The following is a 19,646-nucleotide window of genomic DNA, read 5'->3' on the forward strand; positions in this document are numbered from 1 at the left end:
AAAAAAATAGTCTGGTGACGATAGCGAGAAGGTCACACCCGTTCCCATCCCGAACACGGCAGTTAAGCTTCTCAGCGCCGATGGTAGTTAGGGGCTGTCCCCTTGTGAGAGTAGGACGCCGCCAGGCTGTTTAAATAATATTATTCCGCAGTAGCTCAGTGGTAGAGCTATCGGCTGTTAACCGATCGGTCGTAGGTTCGAGTCCTACCTGCGGAGCCATTATTTTATGAAGATCTATTTGAGCAGGCAGTTTTTATGCTTCCATAGCTCAGCAGGTAGAGCACTTCCATGGTAAGGAAGAGGTCAGCGGTTCGAGCCCGCTTGGGAGCTTACCGAAATTATATTATATGGCCCCTTGGTCAAGCGGTTAAGACACCGCCCTTTCACGGCGGTAACACGGGTTCGAATCCCGTAGGGGTCACCATTTGATATACTTATTATGTATATTGTGTAATTTGGAGGATTAGCTCAGCTGGGAGAGCATCTGCCTTACAAGCAGAGGGTCGGCGGTTCGATCCCGTCATCCTCCACCATTTATAATATTATGCCGGCCTAGCTCAATTGGTAGAGCAACTGACTTGTAATCAGTAGGTTGGGGGTTCAAGTCCTCTGGCCGGCATGTTTCAACTTTTCGGAGGGGTAGCGAAGTGGCTAAACGCGGCGGACTGTAAATCCGCTCCTTCGGGTTCGGCAGTTCGAATCTGCCCCCCTCCACCATTATTTTTAATAAAAATATTAAAAATGGACAAGATATAACTAGTCCTTTTTATTTTGCTAAGATTAATGGGAAATTACTTCAATGGGCTATAGCCAAGCGGTAAGGCATCGCACTTTGACTGCGACATGCGTAGGTTCAAATCCTGCTAGCCCAGCCATTTTTGAGCCATTAGCTCAGTCGGTAGAGCATCTGACTTTTAATCAGAGGGTCGAAGGTTCGAGTCCTTCATGGCTCATTAATATGAATGAAAAAATACTCTAAAAGGACAAATCCTTTTAGAGTATTTTTTTGGAAGAAACTAAGGGAATGCTCGATATATCATTACTTATGTTTCTATTCAAAAACAGTTGATAAAAGATTGGTTGATTGGAGCGGAAGGTGCGAGACTCCTGCGGGAGTAGTGGGACAGCTGAGACCCCGCAGACGCTTTAGCGTCGAGGAGGCTCAGCGCCCACCCCGCGGAAAGCAAGCAGCCTGGAGCGGAAATCAACCTCTACCAATTCATGTTAAAGGCCACAATGTTGGCGAAAATAGCCAAAATTAGATTAGCGCAACGAATATATATACATGCTTTTGCTGAGTTGAGTCATTCTGTTGAATATGGTTAAAATAGATATAGATACAGGGATGAAGGGGGAACTTTATACATGAAGAAGCTTGCTATTATTGGGATGCCCATGGATCTTGGACAAAGAAGACGCGGGGTAGACATGGGGCCAAGTGCCATCCGTTATGCAGGGGTAAATGAAAGACTTAAAAAGTTATTCGATGAAGTTCTTGATTATGGAGATATTCCAATTGGAAGACCTGAGGTTGAGGTTGATCCTGAATCAAATCTTCGAAATTTACATTTAATCGCTGAAAAAACAGAGTTACTTTCAAAAGAAGTAGACAAAGCAATTGAATCTGCTTCGTTTCCATTAGTTCTGGGCGGGGATCATAGTATTGCGATTGGTACCTTAGCTGGAGTGGCTAAGCATTATGAAAACTTGGGCGTTATCTGGTATGATGCTCATGGAGATCTAAACACTGCTGAAACATCGCCAACTGGAAATATTCATGGAATGCCTCTAGCAGTAAGTCTTGGAATGGGACACCCTCTATTAACAAACGTTGGAGGATATGAGCCAAAGATTAAAGCGGAAAATATTGTGATTATTGGTGCCAGATCATTGGATGAAGGCGAACGAGAATTGATTAAAGAAAAAGGCATTAAAGTATATACAATGCATGAGATTGACCGGATTGGCATGACTAAAGTAATGGAAGAGTCTATTGCTTATTTAAAGGAAAGAACAGATGGTGTTCATCTTTCATTAGATTTAGATGGTTTAGATCCTCATGACGCACCTGGTGTAGGCACACCTGTAAATGGGGGGATAAGCTACCGTGAAAGTCATTTAGCGATGGAAATGCTAGCTGAATCTCAGATTATTACTTCAGCTGAGTTTGTAGAAGTAAATCCAATCCTAGATGACAAAAACAAGACAGCAACAGTTGCAGTTGCCTTAATGGGATCTCTTTTTGGGGAGAAACTATTATAATTAAGCTGGAAATGGACAAGAACTTAACTAGTTCTTGTTTTTTTATTTTTTGGTGTAGGCGTTAGCTGTTTCTCTAGTTTTTGGTAGGAGTTCAGTAGGCGGTCCAGTTTTTTGCTTGTTTCAACCACCTGTTTACTTGATAGAGAAGAGTGCACGGCTAAATCAATCATTTCCTTTCGGCAGCTTTCAATTTCTTTTAACAGTTCAGATTCGCACAACATATAACCACTCTTTTCTATGGTTTTTGTTCTTTTATTACCATTTAGGAAAATTATTAAACCAAGTAAGTAAAAATTTGCTAATATAGATATTGAGTATTTCTTTTAAAAAAAAGTGAAACCTTTTCCGCTATCGATTCGTAATGTCGATTAGCCGCACTTGGAGCGGAGGTAAGAAAATGGAAGCAATCGTAAAGAAAAGGATTAAACAGGTATTAAAAGGCGACCAGGATGCTTATGCAGAAGTAGTTGAGATATATGGGGAAAAGGTATTTCATATTTGTTTCAGAATGCTAGGAAACAGGCATGAAGCAGAGGATATTGCTCAAGAGGCTTTTTTAAGGGCTTATGTAAATATCCATAGCTTTAACATTAATCTGAAATTTTCCTCATGGCTGTACAGAATAGCCACCAATCTATGTATTGATCGAATTAGAAAGAAGAAGCCCGATTATTATTTGGATGCTGAGGTGGCAGGAACAGATGGGCTTACCATGTATTCACAAATTGCTGCAGATACAAGGCTCCCTGAGGATGATGTCGAGAGTTTAGAGCTGCAAGAAACCATTCAGAGAGAGATCTCTAGACTACCGGAGAAATACCGAACCGTTATTGTGTTGAAATATATTGAAGAGCTTTCCCTAAATGAAATAAGCAAAATTTTGGATTTGCCTTTAGGGACGGTGAAGACTAGAATTCACCGTGGAAGAGAAGCATTAAAGAACCAATTACGGCATGTATAATAAAAGAGGGTGAGAACTTTGAAGTGTCCAGCAGAAATGATTATTTATATGCATGAATATTTAGATGAAGAGATCTCAGCCGAAAATGAACAAGAATTAAGAGTACATTTGCAAAGCTGTAAGGACTGTCAGACACATTTTCATGAGTTGAGGAAGACGATTGCTCTTGTGCAGAGTACTTCACATATACATGTACCATCTGATTTCACAGCTAAGGTAATGGCTAAATTGCCAAAGGAAAAACGCAAGGTTGGATTTCAGCGTTGGCTTAGGCATCATCCATTGCTTACAGCAGCCTCATTATTTCTTGCATTAATGGCTGGAAGTTTATTCTCTTCATGGAATCAGGATCATCAGTTTTCCGTATCGAAGCAGCCCAATCTTATTGTTCAGAACGATACCGTAATTGTTCCTGAAGGAGAAGTGATTAAGGGCGATGTTGTTGTGAAAAACGGCAAAATCCAGATTGAAGGTCAGGTTGAAGGGGATGTTACCGTTATCAACGGGGAAAAGTATCTCGCTTCTGCCGGCCAAGTAACGGGAGAAATTAAAGAGGTCAATGCGATTTTTGAGTGGATGTGGTATCACATCAAAAAAACCGCTAGTGAAGTAATCAATATATTCGATGAAACGGAACCAGAAGCTGTTAAGTAATGAATAAGGGACATCTGCGAAAAACAATGCAGGGTCCCTTATTTTTTATTAAAGCATGTCCGTAATTGGATTGGGATTACTTTCAATGATATAATATGGAAGTTACGAGATGAAATCTTAATACAAATCACAATGAATATATTTTTGGAGGAAGGATAATGTCGTTTTCAGACTTCTCTATACTGAAATTACTGGCTAATACTGTTGACATTCTCCTTGTATGGTTCGTCATCTATAAGCTTATCACGATCGTGCGTGGGACTAAAGCTGTTCAATTAGTAAAAGGAATATTTGTCATACTCCTTGTGAAGATAATCAGCGACACGTTCCATATGCAAACACTAGGATGGATGATGGAACAAGTACTTATTTGGGGATTTTTAGCGATTGCTGTTATTTTCCAACCTGAGTTAAGAAGAGCCCTTGAACAACTAGGGCGTGGACGTCTCTTTTCAAGAAGTGGCAATCAAGAGGGAGATGACCAGGAAAAAATGGTCGAATCGATTATAAAAGCAGTGGATTACATGGCTAAACGCCGAATAGGTGCGCTTATTTCCGTTGAACGTGAAACGGGAATGGGAGATTATATTGAAACCGGTATTCCGCTTGAATCAAAAATCTCGTCTGAATTGCTCATAAATATTTTTATCCCGAACACTCCATTACATGATGGAGCGGTTATTTTACAAAAGAATACAGTAGCTGCTGCTGCATGCTATTTGCCATTATCAGAAAGCCCATTTATATCCAAAGAGCTTGGAACCCGGCACCGTGCTGCTCTAGGCATAAGTGAAGTAACGGATAGTTTGACAGTCATTGTTTCAGAGGAGACGGGCAGTGTTTCTTTAACAAAAAATGGTGAGCTGCATCGTGATTTGAAATCTGAAGCATTTAAGGAATTGCTTACTAATGAACTAATATCTCAAACCAATGTGAAACAGCCTTCTTCAGGTATTTGGAACTGGAGGGTGAAGAAAAATGGATAAGTTTATTGATAAGCTTGTAGATACCCGCTGGTTTATGAAAATTGTCGCGTTAATTCTTGCGCTGCTTCTTTTTCAATCTGTTTATGATCCAATCAAAAATGTTTCGAATGTTAATGTTCCTGGTGAACATGACACAGAAGTTCTGTCAGATGTCCCGGTTAAAACCTATTATGATACAGAGAATCTAGTTGTAACCGGAGTGCCAGATACGGTTGAGCTGACGATAAAGGGACCAAAGAATGTTCTTCAATATGCAAAAGTTCAACGAAACTTTGAAGTGTATGTTGATTTGTCAGATGCCAAGATAGGTACTGAAAGAGTGCCAATAAAGATCCGGGATATTTCGGATAAGCTCGAAGTGACAATAGACCCTGCGTATGTCAATGTCAGTATTCAGGAAAAGGTCACAAAGGAGTATACGATTGAAGTAGAATTTAATCAGTCTCTGCTTGAAGATGGCTATATATCAGAAGCACCAGAGGCGGAACCGAAGAAAGTAAAGATTACTGGTGCAAAAGATGTCATGGAAAGAATCACCTATGTAAAAGCAGCTGTCAATATAAAAGGTCCTATCAATGAAACCGTTAGAAGAGAAGCTCAGGTTCTTGTGCTAGATAAGGACATGAATAAGCTCGATGTATTGATAGAGCATGAGACCGTTGACGTGATTATCCCTGTTAAAAGTTTGAGTAAGACTGTTCCAATCAAGATCATTGAAAAAGGCAGTCCGCCTGATCATATAACGATCGAATCAATCTCTCTAGATGTGACAGAAGCGAAGATCTACGGCAGCCAAGAGGTTCTAGATAAAACAGAGAGTGTACGAGTGGAAGTAGATCTTAGCCAGTTTAATGGCAATACAGAGGTCTCCCTGCCAGTTATTATTTCAGATGAAATCAAAGAGGTTAATCCTAAAACGGTAAAGGTAACGATAAATACGAGTGAAAAAAATACAGAGACAGATGAAAATGAGGGGGAGGAGGCAGATGAGAACAAAATGTTCTCGAATCTTCCTATTCATCTATCCGGTTTGGCCAGTCAGTTTGAGGCATCCCTTCAATCCCCTACAAACGCTAGTTTAACGGTTACTGGGAAAAAGGATAAAATTGCGGAATTACAAGCTGGTGACTTCAATGTCTTTCTTGACTTAGCCAATCTAAGTGAAGGAGACCATGAGGTAAAAATCAATGTAAAAGGCCCAGCAGATGTGGATTGGAAGCTGGCTACAGAAACCGCCAAAATATCGATCACTCAAAAAGATGTGTAATTTAGAAAAAAGTGAATGAAGGAGCGAGAACGAAAAATGGGAAAATATTTCGGTACTGATGGAGTACGCGGGGTTGCAAATAGTGAACTGACGCCTGAATTGGCCTTTAAATTAGGCCGATTTGGGGGATATGTTCTTACAAAGGATAAGAAACATCCCAAAGTATTAATCGGACGTGATACACGGATTTCAGGCCATATGCTAGAGGGTGCACTTGTGGCTGGGTTATTATCAATTGGAGCAGAAGTCATGCGCTTAGGCGTTATTTCAACGCCAGGTGTTGCTTACTTAACAAAGGCTCTTGGTGCAGAAGCGGGCGTAATGATTTCCGCTTCACATAACCCTGTAGCAGATAACGGCATTAAATTTTTTGGCCCAGATGGCTTTAAGCTTTCGGATGAACAGGAATTAGAAATTGAAGGCTTAATGGATCTGGAAGAAGATCAACTGCCAAGACCAGTTGGAGGCGATCTCGGCCAAGTAAATGATTATTTTGAAGGTGGTCAGAAGTATCTGCAATATTTAAAGCAGACGGTTGATGAGGAATTCACAGGCATACATATTGCTTTAGATTGCGCACATGGTGCAACCTCTTCTCTTGCTTCTCATTTATTTGCTGATCTAGATGCTGATTTATCCATGATTGGTGCTTCCCCTAACGGCTTAAACATTAATGAGGGTGTAGGTTCAACTCATCCTGAAAGTTTAGCTGCCTTTTTGAAGGAAAGAGAAGCAGATATTGGACTAGCATTCGACGGGGATGGGGATCGACTTATAGCCATTGATGAAAATGGCGATATTGTGGATGGCGATCAAATCATGTACATATGCGGCAAATATCTGAAGGACCAAGGGAGATTGAAGCATAGTACGGTTGTTTCAACAGTTATGAGTAATCTTGGCTTTTACAAAGGGCTTGAAGCAAATGGCATCAAGAGTATTCAAACAGCCGTTGGAGATAGATATGTTGTTGAAGAGATGAAGAAGAATGGCTATAATCTTGGCGGCGAGCAATCAGGCCATATCATTTTTCTAGATTATGTGACAACTGGTGATGGACTATTAACAGGCCTACAACTTGTAAATATTATGAAAAGAACGAAGAAGCCACTTTCAGAGCTAGCCAATGAAATGCAGAAATTCCCTCAAAGGCTTGTGAACATTCGAGTAACAGATAAGCATCATGTGACGGATAATGAGAAGGTGCATGCCGTCATTTCTGAAGTTGAGAACGAGATGAATGGCAATGGACGGATATTAGTCCGACCTTCTGGAACCGAGCCCCTTGTAAGGGTTATGGCAGAAGCGGCTACTGAAGAGCTATGCAATTCCTATGTCGATCGAATTGCTGCGGTTGTGAAGCAAGAAATGGGTTTAATAGAAGAATAAAATGCTGATATGCATAAGGGAACGAATAGCTTCCCTTATGCATATTTTATTTTATGGTACCATTGCTTCCCCTTTACAGTTATTGATTGACTAGTTGCTACCCGTGTTGTATGATAATCGTGCCTTGTAAATTTATTTACAGAAGACTGAATTTAATAAGCAAAGGTGGATAGAGAGTGACAATAATGGAATAAAAGCGCCTGGACTAATCCTCGTACGAAAATGGGATTAGTTGACGAGGAGGAGGTTTATCGAATGATCGGCGGATGCCTCCCGGTTAATGCAAACCGTGATCCCTTCTTTAAAATATTAAGGTAACTTAATTGACAAAGAGAAGGGGATGCTAAATTTACAAGAGCAATAACTTACAGAGATAAGGGGCAAGACTGCCCTAAAGATGGCTTCTTGTCCCTTTTTCGACAGGAGGAAAAGAAGTATGTGTGGGATTGTAGGATATATTGGATTGAATGATACGAAGGAAATTCTGTTAAAAGGGTTAGAAAAGCTTGAATATAGAGGGTACGATTCAGCAGGAATCGCTGTAATCAACGAGAAGGGTGTTCATGTTTTTAAAGAAAAGGGCCGTATCGTTGATTTACGCGATGCAGTCGATTTCGATGTCCTTGCGAATACTGGAATTGGTCATACGCGTTGGGCAACTCATGGTGTGCCAAGCACAACGAACTCTCATCCACACCAAAGTGCATCAGGTCGTTTTACACTTGTTCATAACGGTGTAATTGAGAACTATGAGATTCTGAAGAATGAATACTTGCAGGATGTTCCTTTTACAAGCGAAACAGATACAGAAGTTATCGTTCAGCTTATTGAATTATTTGCTGGTGAGGGATTAACTACTGAAGAAGCGTTCCGTAAAACGCTTAAGCTATTGAAAGGTTCCTATGCATTAGGTCTTCTAGATGAGCAAAACACTGAAACAATCTTTGTAGCAAAGAATAAGAGCCCGCTTCTAGTCGGACTTGGTGATTCTTTCAATGTGGTTGCTTCAGACGCAATGGCTATGCTGCAAGTGACAGATCAATATGTTGAGCTAATGGATAAAGAAATTGTGCTTGTAACAAAAGAAGATGTAACCATCAAAAACCTAAATGGCGAGGTCATTACCCGTGCGCCATATACGGCTGAACTTGATGCAAGCGACATCGAAAAAGGCACATATCCTCACTATATGCTTAAAGAAATCGATGAGCAGCCATTAGTGATGCGCAAAATTATTCAAAAGTATCAAAATGATCAAGGGGAATTAACAATTGATCAAGAGATTATTGATGCAATGAATGATGCAGATCGAATTTATATCATTGCTGCAGGAACCTCTTACCATGCAGGCCTTGTTGGGAAGCAATTCATTGAAAAAATGGCCAAAATCCCAGTAGAGGTGCATATTTCAAGTGAGTTCGGCTATAACATGCCATTATTATCAGAAAAGCCTTTGTTCATTTTTATCACTCAAAGCGGTGAAACTGCTGATAGCCGTGCCGTTCTCGTTCAAGTGAAGGAAATGGGTTATAAATCCATTACAATCACAAATGTACAAGGATCAACCTTGTCACGTGAAGCAGATCATACGCTCTTGCTTCATGCTGGACCTGAAATTGCAGTTGCTTCAACAAAAGCTTATACTGCACAGATTGCTGTGCTAGCCATTCTAGCTGAAGTGACGGCAAAGAGCCGTGGAATTGAGCTTGATTTCGATCTTATTCATGAACTAGGCATGATCGCTAATGCGATGGAAGTGCTTTGTGATGAAAAGGAAGAATTTGAATCAATCGCTCGTGAATTCCTAACAGTTACACGCAATGCCTTCTTCATTGGCCGTGGTATCGACTACTACGTAGGTCTTGAGGGCGCACTTAAACTGAAAGAAATCTCTTATATTCAAGCAGAAGGATTTGCTGGAGGCGAATTAAAGCACGGCACAATCGCTTTAATCGAAGAAGGCACACCAATCATCGCCATTGCAACACAAGAAAGTGTTAATCTAGGTATTCGCGGCAATGTCAAAGAAGTAACAGCCCGCGGAGCTAACCCGTGCATCATCTCCATGAAAGGACTGGAATCTGAAGGCGACACCTTCATCATCCCAGAAGTGCACGAATTATTAACACCTCTTATCTCTGTATTACCATTACAATTAATTTCTTACTACGCTGCCCTGCATCGTGATTGCGATGTTGATAAGCCGAGGAATTTGGCTAAGAGTGTGACGGTGGAGTAGAAGGTTATACTGTTTTTTAAAATTGTTGAATAACAACAAAGCCGGGTACTGACATAGAAGTTGATAATTAAGGCTCAATCTAATTATAGGATTGAGTCTTTTGTGTTTAGTGTAGATAAGGTATAAAAATTAGGGAATTTCAAAAATGTCCTAAATATCATGGTATGATATTTAGGAAGTTTTATCTCCTTCATCAACCTTGGTTAGTTGGTTAATAATGATAAATTATCTTTAAATCGTTCCAAGATTATATAGCCAATTTGATAGGGGGGATTTAAATTGAAAGATTCAGTTCTAAAGTTCTATGATGAATTTGCAGAAGATTATCATCTAATATTTGTTGATTGGAATCAAGCGATTTCACGGCAAGGTGAGGTTCTTGATAAAGTCATTCAATCAAAGTTTAACGTGTCTTCCACGCATAACATTTCACTTTTGGATTGTTCGTGTGGCATTGGTACACAAGCAATAGGATTGGCGAAATACGGTTATAACGTAAGTGCGACTGATATAAGTCCTGCTTCTGTAAAGAGAGCCGAAAAAGAAGCGGTATGTCACGGGGTAAAAATAAACTTTGGGATAGCAGATTTTCGTACGCTAGATAAGGATGTATCGGGATTATTTGATATAGTTCTATCTGCGGATAATGCTATTCCACATCTACTTACAGAAGAAGATTTAAATAAAGCCTTTCAAAATATCCATACAAAACTTAATCATAATGGCTTGCTTTTAGTTACAATAAGAGATTACGATGCATTGATAAAAGAGAAACTAACAACTACACAGCCGAAAATTTTCGATGAGGGTAAGAGGATTGCTTTTCAGGTGTATGATTGGGCGGTAGACGGAAAAACTTATACGGTTAATCAATTTATCTTGCAGGAAATTAACGGTGAATGGAAGACAAAACATAATAGCACTGAGTACAGGGCATTGTTGCGAGAAGAGATTAACAAAGTATTAAGTTCGATTGGTTTCACAGATATTGAGTGGCATCTCCCTGTGGATACAGGCTATTACCAACCGATTATGACAGCTCGGAAAATTTAATATCTTATCTTCGGGTTGTTACACTAACGGTGCTTTAGTTAATTAGATTGTAAATATTATGTCAAAAAAATTCTGGGTCCATACGGGCTTACATCTGTTCATTATAGTTCAATTTGTTTGTACTAAAGCGACCATCTAACTTCAAGCAGGTGGTCGCTTGAATATTTCTTGAAATTTAGGTAATAAAAATCACAATTTAATTATTATCGTTTTCGTTGTCCAATTTCTTTAAAGCGTGTATGGATTAACTGCTGGATCTCTGGAAAATCTTTATATAACTTAATTGTATACATGATGGAAGAGGCAAGGATCGTAGACCATATCAACCAGTCTCCTGCGTGGGAAAATACCTGAATTATTTCATTTGTAAACTGTTCTTGCCCTGCATGAAACTCCGTCACAATCGATTTGAAATTAAATAGGAATAGAATAACAATTCTTCCTAAAAGCATAATGAACCATCCGAGTAGATAGGTATACCCTCCAATACTGCACAATGCATTGTTACGATAAAATACCTTTGTTTTCTTAGCTTGCCAATAACCAACTAGCGCACCTAAAGCAAGCAAACAAATTAATTCAATTACAATAATTGCGTTTAATTTATCCGGAAGTCCCGCATAAGTGCGAAGAATAGCCATAATGGGTATTCCAAGAAGATCGAAGCTATCTACTTTCTTAGGAATTAGTTGCCTAACAATCAACACGATAACAATGATAAGGATAATGAGGGCGATTTTATTCACACGGTTTTCCCCTTTTCCCTTTCAAATAATACTCAATCAGCTGATCCAACCTTTTTTCTGAAAAGGATTCAGGCGTTTGAAGAATATGAATTACTAATCCATCGGTAAACGCATATAGAATTTCCAATTCTAAATCTCTATTGAAACCAGTTGTAAAGTATCCAAGCTCTTCCATGAGATCCAAAACCATTCCCATTAAATGTCGAGTGTGTTGATCCATTTTCTGCTGCAGTTTTACAAGGTCATTATCTTTAAAGGATTTACCCAAAAAAGTTAGCCAGACTCTCCCTTCCACTAATTCTTCCTGATTGGTTGGGAGAATAAACTTTATTAATCGTCTAAGTGCTTCTTCTTTCGTTCCACTAAATTCCTTTGTACGAGCCTTAGCTCTTTCTCCTATTCGATCTAAAACTAAATTCATCGCATAATGAATTAATTGATCTTTAGATGAAAAATGATGTTGAACAAGTCCAACAGAAATATGGGCCTCATCTGCAATTTGCTGAATGGAAGCTTTATCGATACCTTTATTTAATATGACACGCCAAGTAGCGGTTGCTATCTGGTTCTTTCTTTCCGTTTGATTCACCTTTTTAGGCATGAAATCACTCCTTTTATAATATGATTATATTGTAAAAATACGATCGTTGCAATATGTTTATATTGTAAAGAACACAGCTGTTATTAATGAATTTTTAGGTTTTCTGTTTTACCATTATTATATTGCTGATGAATAACCGTTCTCGAAGGGTAGATTTACAGGAAAGTTGGACTTCGACCGACCGTTTCTAATGAGGTGAAAAGGCTTATTCAATAAGGGCAACGAAGTATGAGACGGTGATTAGTGAATTTGAGTCTGACCAATATGTTTCGGGTAAGGCCTATATCATATAAAATCAAAATGATGTGATAACTGTTGGAGAAGGATTGTTACGACTGATTCATAACGTAACAGGTAAGGAGTAAAAGATGGAACACATACAATTGCTTGGGCACACCGTTTTAATAGATAAAGAGCTTACCAAAATTCTTTATAAAGAGTTGCCTCTATTGTCGGATAAGAAACATTGTGGTTGCCCGGATTGCAGTAATTATGTAAAAGCATGTGGGGCATTAGATGAACAGGTGAAGGATTTTTTTGAACAGTTCGGAGTAGATCCAAGGAAAGAAGGAGAGATTTGGCACGTCTATGAAAATGAAGATGGAGTGCATTATTATGATGGATTTTATCACTTTGTTGGCGAAATAGTTGGAACTCGTATGTTGGATTGGATTGAAGTAGGGAATTTTAAGTTTGGCCTTACCAATTCCTCCAATGAATCTACACTTGTTCCAGATAGCTTTCCAAATCCAATTATTGAATTATCAATAAAAGCCTATCTGTCATGGAATGTAGAATATGATGGGAATTATCATTTACATTTAGGTTATTATGAAAATAACAATGATATTGAATGTGTGGCACTTAAAAGAGAATCAGAAGATGTATGGGATGTATTCTTTGATTTTAAACAATATGGTTTTCAAAATCTAACCCCAAAAAACTCGTTATCAATCGAGGGATTTGGAAGCAGAATTTTTTTCATCAATACAAAAGAACTTGCTTATGATCGGGGAGCGGAACAATTTGAGAAGTGGTTGGCATCACAAAAGTTGATTTAATCATCAAGGAAATTTGGAGGAAGATAGAGACTTACGAAAAGATTTTGTTGGACATTACTTATGAATCATACGGTTAGCTAAAGTGGTATGATGGGCATAACATTAAGTGTCTTGCTATAAGGGGAGAATAACATGAATGTATATAAACCGTCTTATTAAGCGGGCAACTCTGCTTACTTTGATGATAGAGGAGAGGAAATAGCTTGAAGGTTATATTTTCGATATTAACAATTTTATTTGTTGCAATCGCTTTGATAGGTTGCCAATTACAACAAGGAGAAACGATGGTTCTTTTAGATGAAAAAATATCAGAAATTAAAATTTCAGAGTCCAATGGAACAGGAGAAATGAATGAGGAAATTATTCTATCAATTAAAGATAAGGAATCATTAGATGTTTTTGAAAAGGCGATTACGACTGCTGTCAAACGACCAGGGAAAGTTGATATATCTAAACCTGATTACGATGTAATGGTGGAATACGAAGGGGGATTGCCTACGCATGGAATTCATTTATGGTTAGGGAAAGAAAATCAGAAGAGTACCTTTATGTATATTACTGATGATTCGATTTATCTTACATCCCCACAAATGACGAAGAAGTTAAGATCGCTGATACTTTCGGAATGAAAGTGGCCTGAAAAAAGCGGAAAAAAACCCTTCATACCTAATCCCTTCTCCCTGTCATTCAGGGAACAATCAATTTAACTACAGAAATGGGGAGACAGGTAAGAAGGACGAGGGTTTGTGAGAAGGGGGGGATTACACTATGATTTTACGACTACAATTGAATTAAAGCCCCCCGTCAAGAAGTTAATTTAAATTTTTTAAGTAGCTCTAAGAATGCCTGGATTATCAGACGCGCCAAAGGTACAGTCAACGGTAAAAGTATAAAAGCATAAATTATCCCCCATGTTAAAACACCCCCTACATTAACCCCAGTATATCCGCCTGCTGTATAAGTTCTAAGACTACCTCCTCTTGCAACATACTCTCCAAATAAAGCACCAATTGTTCCACTGTATAGTGTGATAAATAGTGCCGATATTAGGCTTAATAACCAAAGTTTCTTGTTTGAAACGCTTTCTCGTTTTGCGAAATAAAACCCAAATATTGCAAAGGTTAATATAAAGGGAATAATCGTTGCGTAATATAACCAACTCTCACCAAATAAAGACGTAAAGCCTCCCGCTAAACTTTGTGCAGCCAACATAAACAAAAAGGAAATACAAAACGATAAACCTAAACCAAAAGTAATTCCAATCATAATTCCTTTTGTAATTTTCATAATGTGCTTCCCTTCCTATTAAACTCAACTATGCCAAAATAATTCGTTTAATCACTATGTCATTTCGAGTACTACTTAGTTTAACTCCATGCCTTTTTAATCATATTTATTCGGTGTATCCGGTTACTTTACCAATAATTTTATCCTTAATTAATACTATCATTTTGCCCCTTAACCAATCATCACTAATTAAATAGAATTCTTCATCAGAAAGTTTAATTTCTTTCATACTTCTTTCGAAAAGTTCCGTCATCCCTTTCTTATCGTATTCATTTCCCTCGTTATCCATCTTTTCAAAATACCCCTCTCATTCATGGTCGTAAATAGATCTAGTGTTGACAGATTTAAATAATTGATTTATTATTATCTCGAATTCGAGATATTTTAATTTAAATTATTTAAGAATGGTTAGGATACTAAATAAATAGCAATATAATTTCTTAGTAAATGATACAGGGTCACTTTATAAATCAAAGATTATAGGAGTGAAAAAAATGAGTAAAAAAACGATGGGGATACATCATATTACAGCTATTGTCGGACACCCGCAGGAAAATGTTGATTTTTATGCAGGCGTTTTAGGGTTACGCTTAGTGAAACAAACAGTTAATTTCGATGATCCAGGTACGTATCATCTTTATTTTGGAAATGAAGGTGGAAAGCCAGGGACTATTATCACTTTCTTCCCATGGGCAGGTGCTCGCAAGGGAGTCATTGGGGATGGCCAAGTAGGTGTTACTTCGTATGTTGTTCCTACGAGTTCATTAGATTTTTGGAAAAAAAGACTAGAACAATTTAATGTTTCTTATACGGTGATGGAACGATTTGGGGAGCAGTATTTAAAATTTGATGATCCGCATGGTCTTCATTTAGAAATCGTTGAGAGAGAAGCGGGAGAATTGAATACATGGAGCTACGGGGAAGTAATACCTGAAGTGGCTATTAAAGGTTTTGGAGGCGCGACTCTCTTTTCGACTCAGCCTGAAAAAACAGCTGAGTTATTAGAAAAAGTAATGGGACTTGAAGTAGTTGGGCATGAAGAAGACTTGATTCGTTTTCGTTCTTCAGCTGATATAGGAAATATCATCGATCTAAAGTTAACACCAACTGGTCGTGGGCAGATGGGTGTGGGAATGGTTCATCATATTGCATGGCGTGCAACTGATGATGAAGATCAATTGGATTGGCAAAGATATGTGGCTGAGAATGGATACGGTGTTACTCCTGTACAGGACAGAAATTATTTTAATGCGATTTACTTTAAAGAACATGGAGAAATATTATTTGAAATTGCAACAGATCCTCCAGGATTTGCTCATGATGAATCCGAAGAGACAATGGGAGAAAGATTAATGTTACCTAACCAATATGAAAAATATAGAGAACAGCTTGAAAGAAAATTGATTCCTATTGAAGTTAGAGAGTTAGACTAATTTATATGCCTCCTTTGGAGGTAAGTATTTTGAAGGGAGATAAAAATAATGAGACATATATTTAATAAGGGCCAAGACCCAACAAAGCCGACCTTATTATTACTTCATGGTACTGGAGGCAATGAGTTAGATATGCTGCCTTTAGCTGGAAGAATAGATGATGAAGCGAACGTGTTAAGTGTCAGAGGGAATGTATTAGAAAATGGGATGCCAAGGTACTTTCGCAGATTAGCTGAGGGTATTTTTGATGAAGAAGATTTGATTTTTCGAACGCGGGAATTGAATGACTTCCTAAATGAAGCTGCAGAGAATTACGGATTTGACAGGGATAAAGTAATAGCTATTGGCTATTCAAATGGAGCTAATATTGCAGCTAGTCTTTTATTTCACTATCAACATGCTTTAAAAGCTGCGATACTTCACCATCCGATGGTGCCAAGAAGAGGGATCGAACTTCCAGACCTTTCAGGTAAGTCTGTGTTTATTGCGGCAGGAACCAATGATCCAATTTGCTCACCAGAAGAGTCTGTGGAACTGCAAGCATTATTCGGAAAAGCGGGTGCGGATGTAAAGCTTCACTGGGAAGAAAGAGGTCACCAATTAACCATGAATGAAGTCGAAGAAGCGCGGAAATGGTATATGACGCTATAATGTCGTATTTGGGACTAAAGTGCAATGACTCTGGTACACCTTGTCTTCTCTTGGATAAAACATAAACCCTAACTCCCTTACTTATAGATGAAAGGGAGAAGGGCCATACTCGCGAATAGCTACTTGCATTGCTGACTGCCTGTTCCTTGTTTTTAGTTTGCTGTAGATTTTAGCTTAGATGAAAAATTAAAAGTCATTTTTTGAGGGTAGCGGAGGTTAATCAGCAAATACAGAATGCCTCCGCTTACGGACAAAACAAATGGCGGGATTAGTTCCAAAAGGAGACCCGAGACGACCATGGCTACTGGAGCCATGGTCTTTCCAATGCTTATGCCAATACTCATCACCCTGCCCCGATACTCTTCTGGTATTTCCCTTTGCATAATATAGGAAAGGGGAATATCGATAAATGCGATAATGGTTCCAAAGAAAAACATTAACACACAGTAGTAAGCGCCATAAAACAGATAGCTTAAACTAGCATCTTCAAAAATCAGCGGAATTCCCACAGCAATCATGAAGATGGATAACGTAATCGTTAATACTTTCCATAAACTTGAATAAGAGATATTTTCTATTAATCTCCTTATGACAAGTGCTCCAGCAATCATTCCTACCGGGAGTGCAGCCTGTATGACTCCGAATGTTTTCGATCCTAAATCCAGCACCGTATTTATGATATATGGGAGAGGGACCGTGACGGCAAAGCTAAAGAAGAAGTTTAGAAAGATTAGGACAAGGAACAGCTGCATAATATTCTTTCGTTCATATAGATAGTGGAACCCTTCTTTTATATCCTTGATAAAGTCGATTTTAACTAATTCTTTTTCCTGCTGTTCCTTATTAAGGTTAAAATCAACAAGCATCATAGACAATCCAGAAATAATAAAGCATAGGCCATTAAAAATAATAAATGCCCGGATATCGAAAAAGGCAAAAACCATGCCGCCAATCATCGGTCCCAGTATGGTTGAGATCGAGTCGATGATTTTTCCAATCGAGTTAATGTTCATTAGCCTTTTTTCAGAGACGATGTTAGGTTTCGCTGCTTCCATGCCAATCCCGAAGAAAGTCGCAAATACAGTTAAACAAAAAGCCGCTAAATAGATGAGCAACAGGCTTAGCTCAGAAAAACTACTTATCATAAACAATGAAATCAACAATGTCCCGCTGAGAAAATCCATTAAAATAACCATCTTCTTTTTATTAACCTTGTCAGCTATAGCTCCTGCGAAGGGGTTGATGATAATCATCGGCAAAACCCCAAGCAATAATGTAATCGCAAAACTTAATGCCGAACCGGTCAGCTTTAATACATAGAAACTGATGGCGAAGTTATAAATGGAAGTACCGAAAACAGAAACGATTTTTCCAGATGAATAAAGCGTTAAATTTCTTATTTCCCTTTTTTCATTCATGCTTGCAATCACTAGTAATCCTCTCCTTGTTACCTTCTTTGTATGGTAAAGCCAATTATAAGTAATTGGCTAAACCCCATAACAATAGGGGAGGAAGTATTTTTTACACAAAAATAATAAAAAAGGTAGGGTGCACCCTACCTTTTTCCGATGAACATATAATTGAAAATTTCTTCACCTTTAACGAAGAAATCCTCATAGCGGCCGCCTTTGTTAATAAAGTCCGAGGCATTTTCTTCAAGGAGTTTAAAGTGAAGTCCTTCAATTTTCCTGCGGATTTTTGCAGGTATAAAGTTATCCCTATACTCGGGAGTAATTTTACTTTTACTACTAAAATTTTTAAATGCTAAATACGTCCCGATAAGGAAGGCATCCTTCTTCATCAAGCCATCTAGTTTCTCTAACATAAAATCAGTATGATCAAAACTGTAATTGCTTGTCCCCGAATTATCAAGGATGATATCTGCTGAATTTTTCTTAATAGGGATAGCCGAAAAATCAGCGCAAATAAACAGGATATTTTTCTTGATTCCTGCCCGTTCAAGAATACTTTTCAAGAATTTTTGCTTCTTGATATTGTGATCAACCGCTATATACATACAGCTGTCGGGGAGGGTAGTATAAATGGTTCTCAATAAAAAGCCAATCCCTGACCCAGGCTCAAGGATGACTTTACCGTCTAAATCAAGCCCGGATATTTTTCGTTTCAGCGTTTGCATCCCTTTTTGAAGAGTCTCCAAATAAAATGAATCCGTATTTAAAATATAATCGGATATGTATTGATCCTCACTTGTCATGGGAACGAAATCAATAGATGTACCCGATATTAGGATTCCGGATTCCACCTGATATTTTCCACAGCTGCAGGCAAGCTCCCCATCAATGATTTGATTTCTATTTATTGAACCATTTTCGAGAGAAAGCGGATCACCACATTTATGACATGCCAGAAGGCTTAAGGCAGTTAAATCAATTCCCATAGGAACTATAGGTGGTGCCAACCTCTCTTTATATTCATCCATTTTCGTTTCTAATTTTTCCTTCGCTTTTGTTAAACTTTCAATTTCCTCTTCAATTTTTTTATATTTATGGTTAAACAGAGACTGATAATAGGCGTTTTCCTCATAACCAGCAAGCATTCCGAGGTTTTTGAAAGTCAAAATGGTTTTTATATCATTCAGGCTGAAACCCATTCCTTTAAATTCAATAATCAGCTCTAAATCCTTCTGGCAATTATCATCAAAAAAGTACTGCCCGCCTTTTTTCTCAGGTACGAGTAATCCTAAATCCATATAGTGGCGTATAGCATCAACCGTTAAGTTATTTTCTTCACCAAACTTTCCGATTCTCACTGAAATCTCCCCTCAACATATTCGGCTGTTTTCAAATATCAACTTCTGCTCCCCCTCTAAATCTTTTCTTTCCTTAGTTCCACAAAAAAGGTACTAATCCTTCTTTAATTAACGCATCTCTGGTTATAGAAGGATAACTCGTTTGCTGGGTAACCTATGGGAATTGGATTTTTTTATCTAATTTCCCTCGTGTTTCTTATTTCTAAAAGCTTGTTTTTAGAAAAAACTTTGTGGAAATCAACCTCTACTAATTTCATATAAAAGAGTAAGCTAACAGTATGGAATG

The 19,646-nt window shown here is 38.3% G+C and carries 19 protein-coding genes, 8 tRNA genes and 1 rRNA gene; 21 read left to right on the top strand and 7 right to left on the bottom strand.

Features of this window, described 5'->3' with window-relative positions; translation table 11 throughout:
* Nucleotides 1-10 precede the first annotated feature (10 nt).
* The 10 genes from rrf to rocF all read left to right on the top strand — a co-directional run bounded on the left by rrf (nucleotide 11) and on the right by rocF (nucleotide 2,262).
* Nucleotides 11-127: ribosomal RNA gene (gene rrf / locus ACFYKT_RS20865) — 5S ribosomal RNA — on the top strand.
* Nucleotides 128-144: 17 nt separating this feature from the next.
* Nucleotides 145-219, top strand: a tRNA-Asn gene (locus ACFYKT_RS20870).
* A gap of 38 nt (nucleotides 220-257) precedes the next feature.
* Nucleotides 258-330: transfer RNA gene (locus tag ACFYKT_RS20875), tRNA-Thr, on the top strand.
* Between the two features lie 19 nt (nucleotides 331-349).
* A tRNA-Glu gene (locus tag ACFYKT_RS20880) sits at nucleotides 350-424 on the top strand.
* Nucleotides 425-457: 33 nt separating this feature from the next.
* Nucleotides 458-533, top strand: a tRNA-Val gene (locus tag ACFYKT_RS20885).
* 13 nt (nucleotides 534-546) lie between these two features.
* Nucleotides 547-619: transfer RNA gene (locus ACFYKT_RS20890), tRNA-Thr, on the top strand.
* 14 nt (nucleotides 620-633) lie between these two features.
* Nucleotides 634-717 (top strand) — tRNA-Tyr (locus tag ACFYKT_RS20895).
* Nucleotides 718-800: 83 nt separating this feature from the next.
* A tRNA-Gln gene (locus tag ACFYKT_RS20900) sits at nucleotides 801-875 on the top strand.
* Nucleotides 876-880: 5 nt separating this feature from the next.
* Nucleotides 881-953 (top strand) — tRNA-Lys (locus tag ACFYKT_RS20905).
* Nucleotides 954-1,365: 412 nt separating this feature from the next.
* Nucleotides 1,366-2,262 (top strand): arginase, encoded by an 897-nt coding sequence (gene rocF / locus ACFYKT_RS20910; protein WP_389223664.1) that lies wholly within the window; start codon nucleotides 1,366-1,368, stop codon nucleotides 2,260-2,262.
* 23 nt (nucleotides 2,263-2,285) lie between these two features.
* Here rocF and ACFYKT_RS20915 read toward each other — a convergent pair whose 3' ends face one another.
* Entirely contained in the window at nucleotides 2,286-2,483 is a 198-nt protein-coding gene (locus ACFYKT_RS20915; RefSeq protein ID WP_389223666.1) for an aspartyl-phosphate phosphatase Spo0E family protein, read from the bottom strand.
* Between the two features lie 176 nt (nucleotides 2,484-2,659).
* Here ACFYKT_RS20915 and sigW point away from each other — a divergent pair, with 176 nt between their 5' ends.
* From sigW to ACFYKT_RS20950, 7 genes are all read left to right on the top strand, one after another.
* Nucleotides 2,660-3,223 carry an RNA polymerase sigma factor SigW gene (gene sigW, locus ACFYKT_RS20920; protein WP_389223668.1) on the top strand — a complete coding sequence of 188 codons (564 nt, stop codon included), beginning with the start codon at nucleotides 2,660-2,662 and terminating at the stop codon, nucleotides 3,221-3,223.
* A gap of 18 nt (nucleotides 3,224-3,241) precedes the next feature.
* Entirely contained in the window at nucleotides 3,242-3,877 is a 636-nt protein-coding gene (locus tag ACFYKT_RS20925) for a zf-HC2 domain-containing protein (protein ID WP_389223670.1), read from the top strand.
* A gap of 158 nt (nucleotides 3,878-4,035) precedes the next feature.
* Nucleotides 4,036-4,863, top strand: coding sequence for a diadenylate cyclase CdaA (gene cdaA, locus ACFYKT_RS20930; protein ID WP_389223673.1), 828 nt, complete (start codon nucleotides 4,036-4,038; stop codon nucleotides 4,861-4,863).
* Nucleotides 4,856-6,130, top strand: a complete 1,275-nt coding sequence (locus ACFYKT_RS20935; protein ID WP_389223676.1) for a CdaR family protein — start codon at nucleotides 4,856-4,858, stop codon at nucleotides 6,128-6,130. Before cdaA ends, ACFYKT_RS20935 begins: the two co-directional genes overlap by 8 nt.
* A gap of 36 nt (nucleotides 6,131-6,166) precedes the next feature.
* Entirely contained in the window at nucleotides 6,167-7,519 is a 1,353-nt protein-coding gene (gene glmM, locus ACFYKT_RS20940; protein WP_389223679.1) for a phosphoglucosamine mutase, read from the top strand.
* Nucleotides 7,520-7,955: 436 nt separating this feature from the next.
* The gene (gene glmS, locus ACFYKT_RS20945; protein ID WP_389223682.1) at nucleotides 7,956-9,758 is read left to right on the top strand and encodes a glutamine--fructose-6-phosphate transaminase (isomerizing); all 1,803 of its coding nucleotides are present in this window, start codon (nucleotides 7,956-7,958) and stop codon (nucleotides 9,756-9,758) included.
* 279 nt (nucleotides 9,759-10,037) lie between these two features.
* Entirely contained in the window at nucleotides 10,038-10,811 is a 774-nt protein-coding gene (locus ACFYKT_RS20950; RefSeq protein ID WP_389223685.1) for a class I SAM-dependent DNA methyltransferase, read from the top strand.
* A 203-nt stretch (nucleotides 10,812-11,014) separates the two neighbouring features.
* Here the strand turns inward: ACFYKT_RS20950 and ACFYKT_RS20955 are convergent, their stop codons facing one another.
* Entirely contained in the window at nucleotides 11,015-11,557 is a 543-nt protein-coding gene (locus ACFYKT_RS20955) for a hypothetical protein (RefSeq protein WP_389223688.1), read from the bottom strand.
* The gene (locus ACFYKT_RS20960; protein ID WP_389223691.1) at nucleotides 11,550-12,158 is read right to left on the bottom strand and encodes a TetR/AcrR family transcriptional regulator; all 609 of its coding nucleotides are present in this window, start codon (nucleotides 12,156-12,158) and stop codon (nucleotides 11,550-11,552) included. The genes ACFYKT_RS20955 and ACFYKT_RS20960 overlap by 8 nt, the downstream gene beginning before the upstream one ends.
* A gap of 368 nt (nucleotides 12,159-12,526) precedes the next feature.
* Between ACFYKT_RS20960 and ACFYKT_RS20965 the strand changes: the two genes are divergently transcribed.
* Both ACFYKT_RS20965 and ACFYKT_RS20970 read left to right on the top strand, forming a co-directional pair.
* Nucleotides 12,527-13,219 (top strand): DUF3986 family protein, encoded by a 693-nt coding sequence (locus tag ACFYKT_RS20965; RefSeq protein ID WP_389223693.1) that lies wholly within the window; start codon nucleotides 12,527-12,529, stop codon nucleotides 13,217-13,219.
* Nucleotides 13,220-13,422: 203 nt separating this feature from the next.
* On the top strand, nucleotides 13,423-13,848 hold the full coding sequence (locus ACFYKT_RS20970) for a hypothetical protein (protein WP_389223696.1): 426 nt from the start codon (nucleotides 13,423-13,425) through the stop codon (nucleotides 13,846-13,848).
* Between the two features lie 175 nt (nucleotides 13,849-14,023).
* Here the strand turns inward: ACFYKT_RS20970 and ACFYKT_RS20975 are convergent, their stop codons facing one another.
* Complete coding sequence (locus ACFYKT_RS20975; protein ID WP_389223699.1) at nucleotides 14,024-14,506, bottom strand: hypothetical protein; 483 nt, start codon at nucleotides 14,504-14,506, stop codon at nucleotides 14,024-14,026.
* A 106-nt stretch (nucleotides 14,507-14,612) separates the two neighbouring features.
* Complete coding sequence (locus ACFYKT_RS20980) at nucleotides 14,613-14,795, bottom strand: hypothetical protein (RefSeq protein WP_389223702.1); 183 nt, start codon at nucleotides 14,793-14,795, stop codon at nucleotides 14,613-14,615.
* A gap of 205 nt (nucleotides 14,796-15,000) precedes the next feature.
* Here ACFYKT_RS20980 and ACFYKT_RS20985 point away from each other — a divergent pair, with 205 nt between their 5' ends.
* Nucleotides 15,001-15,939, top strand: coding sequence for a ring-cleaving dioxygenase (locus tag ACFYKT_RS20985; RefSeq protein ID WP_389223704.1), 939 nt, complete (start codon nucleotides 15,001-15,003; stop codon nucleotides 15,937-15,939).
* 48 nt (nucleotides 15,940-15,987) lie between these two features.
* Complete coding sequence (locus tag ACFYKT_RS20990) at nucleotides 15,988-16,590, top strand: alpha/beta hydrolase (protein ID WP_389223707.1); 603 nt, start codon at nucleotides 15,988-15,990, stop codon at nucleotides 16,588-16,590.
* Nucleotides 16,591-16,742: 152 nt separating this feature from the next.
* Here the strand turns inward: ACFYKT_RS20990 and ACFYKT_RS20995 are convergent, their stop codons facing one another.
* Together ACFYKT_RS20995 and ACFYKT_RS21000 are read right to left on the bottom strand one after the other, a co-directional pair.
* Nucleotides 16,743-18,008: an MFS transporter gene (locus ACFYKT_RS20995; RefSeq protein WP_389223790.1), complete on the bottom strand. Its 1,266-nt coding sequence runs from the start codon at nucleotides 18,006-18,008 to the stop codon at nucleotides 16,743-16,745.
* Between the two features lie 137 nt (nucleotides 18,009-18,145).
* Complete coding sequence (locus ACFYKT_RS21000; protein ID WP_389223710.1) at nucleotides 18,146-19,360, bottom strand: MerR family transcriptional regulator; 1,215 nt, start codon at nucleotides 19,358-19,360, stop codon at nucleotides 18,146-18,148.
* Nucleotides 19,361-19,646: the final 286 nt, after the last annotated feature.

It is taken from the genome of Cytobacillus mangrovibacter (assembly GCF_042865275.1).
In the GTDB taxonomy this organism is placed as follows: domain Bacteria; phylum Bacillota; class Bacilli; order Bacillales; family Cytobacillaceae; genus Cytobacillus; species Cytobacillus mangrovibacter.

Bases quoted from the DNA above. Each gene is read 5' to 3' on its own strand.
- ACFYKT_RS20965 (WP_389223693.1), top strand. From the start codon at position 12,527: ATGGAACACATACAATTGCTTGGGCACACCGTTTTAATAGATAAAGAG.
- glmM (WP_389223679.1), top strand. From the start codon at position 6,167: ATGGGAAAATATTTCGGTACTGATGGAGTACGCGGGGTTGCAAATAGT.
- ACFYKT_RS20960 (WP_389223691.1), bottom strand. From the start codon at position 12,158: ATGCCTAAAAAGGTGAATCAAACGGAAAGAAAGAACCAGATAGCAACC.
- cdaA (WP_389223673.1), top strand. From the start codon at position 4,036: ATGTCGTTTTCAGACTTCTCTATACTGAAATTACTGGCTAATACTGTT.
- glmS (WP_389223682.1), top strand. From the start codon at position 7,956: ATGTGTGGGATTGTAGGATATATTGGATTGAATGATACGAAGGAAATT.
- ACFYKT_RS20935 (WP_389223676.1), top strand. From the start codon at position 4,856: ATGGATAAGTTTATTGATAAGCTTGTAGATACCCGCTGGTTTATGAAA.
- sigW (WP_389223668.1), top strand. From the start codon at position 2,660: ATGGAAGCAATCGTAAAGAAAAGGATTAAACAGGTATTAAAAGGCGAC.
- ACFYKT_RS20915 (WP_389223666.1), bottom strand. From the start codon at position 2,483: ATGTTGTGCGAATCTGAACTGTTAAAAGAAATTGAAAGCTGCCGAAAG.
- rocF (WP_389223664.1), top strand. From the start codon at position 1,366: ATGAAGAAGCTTGCTATTATTGGGATGCCCATGGATCTTGGACAAAGA.
- ACFYKT_RS20975 (WP_389223699.1), bottom strand. From the start codon at position 14,506: ATGAAAATTACAAAAGGAATTATGATTGGAATTACTTTTGGTTTAGGT.
- ACFYKT_RS20990 (WP_389223707.1), top strand. From the start codon at position 15,988: ATGAGACATATATTTAATAAGGGCCAAGACCCAACAAAGCCGACCTTA.
- ACFYKT_RS20980 (WP_389223702.1), bottom strand. From the start codon at position 14,795: ATGGATAACGAGGGAAATGAATACGATAAGAAAGGGATGACGGAACTT.
- ACFYKT_RS20985 (WP_389223704.1), top strand. From the start codon at position 15,001: ATGAGTAAAAAAACGATGGGGATACATCATATTACAGCTATTGTCGGA.
- ACFYKT_RS20995 (WP_389223790.1), bottom strand. From the start codon at position 18,008: ATGAATGAAAAAAGGGAAATAAGAAATTTAACGCTTTATTCATCTGGA.